1 protein-coding gene is annotated in these 1,291 nt (G+C 63.7%); it reads left to right on the top strand.

Annotated elements, in window-relative coordinates; genetic code table 11:
• A partial coding sequence (locus tag H8A92_RS40435; RefSeq protein WP_229200802.1) for an IS110 family RNA-guided transposase occupies positions 1 to 1,023 on the top strand: 1,023 nt, incomplete at its 5' end.
• Positions 1,024 to 1,291 lie beyond the last annotated feature (268 nt).

The raw sequence follows: 1,291 nt of genomic DNA, 5'->3' as shown, positions 1-1,291 counted from the left end.
ATTGGGATGGATACGTCGAAGTATATTTTTGTGCTGCATGGGGTTGATGCGGCGGAGGAGGTGGTGCTGCGCAAGAAGCTGTCGCGCAAGCAGGTGCTGGAGTTCTTCGCCAAATTGCCGCCGACCGTGATCGGGATGGAGGCTTGCGGGGCTTCGCAATATTGGGCGCGGGAGCTTTCCAAGCTTGGTCACAAGGTGAAGCTGATGGCGCCGCAACTGGTGAAGCCCTACGTTTCGCGGAACAAGAACGACTGGCGGGATGCGGAAGGACTGTGTGAGGCGATGAGCCGGCCGAGTATGCGGTTCGTACCGGTGAAGAGCGCCGAGCAGCAGGCCGCATTGATGCTGACGGGTATCCGCGACGGATTGATCGCCCGGCGCACCCAGCTGACCAATACGATCCGCGGCCATGCGGCGGAGTTTGGCCTGATTGCGCCCAAGGGACTGGACAAGATCGAGCCGTTGTTGGCGCAGATTGCGCAGGACGAGATGCTTCCCGCTCTGGCGCGCGAGTTGTTTGTCGTGCTGGGCCGCGAGTACGCCAGGCTCGAGGGCGAGCTGGAGGCGATCGAGGCCAAGATATTGGCCTGGCACCGAGCTGATCCCCTGGGCCGGCGCCTGGCGCAGATTCCCTCGGTCGGCCCGATCGTTGCAACCGCGCTGGTGATGAAGGCACCAAATCCGCATGCGTTCCGCTCCGGCCGTCACTTCGCGGCCTGGCTCGGCCTCACACCCAAGGACCATTCCACCGCCGGCAAGACCAGGCTTGGCAAGATCACCCGGGCGGGCGACGAGGACCTGAGACGGCTGCTCGTGATCGGGGCTACGGCGGTGATCCAGCAGGCCAGACGTGGACGCGGTCATCACTCGCGCTGGCTGCTGGCGCTGATCAAGCGCAAGCCGCCGAAGCTTGCAGCGGTGGCGCTTGCCAACAAGGTGGCGCGCATCGCCTGGAAGCTGATGACGAGCAATGAGAGTTACGACGTTGCGCGGCTGGATGCCGCCGGAGTAGTCGCCGCCTAACAGATTGGCCGACCGGCGGACGCGTTCGCCGGGCCAGCCGGAAGCTGCAGGAGCAGATGGAGCGATCGATCGAGCAACGATGCGAGACATTCCGTGGGACCCATTGGCCGCCAGCAGGTCGCCAGGTTGTTTGGAACTCGCATCGCGCAAACCATCTTGGCCAGCGGTCCACCCGATCGCACTCAACAGGCCGGACATATGGATGCAAGCGATCCGATCTCACCAGAAAGCTCTTGTGCCACGGGGGCCGTCCACATATGGGTCCCGG

Origin of the sequence: Bradyrhizobium acaciae (assembly GCF_020889785.1) — a bacterium.
Classification (GTDB): Bacteria; Pseudomonadota; Alphaproteobacteria; order Rhizobiales; family Xanthobacteraceae; genus Bradyrhizobium; species Bradyrhizobium acaciae.
The sequence above is the reverse complement of the archived record's forward strand: the minus strand, read 5'-3'. Positions and strand labels throughout refer to the sequence as shown.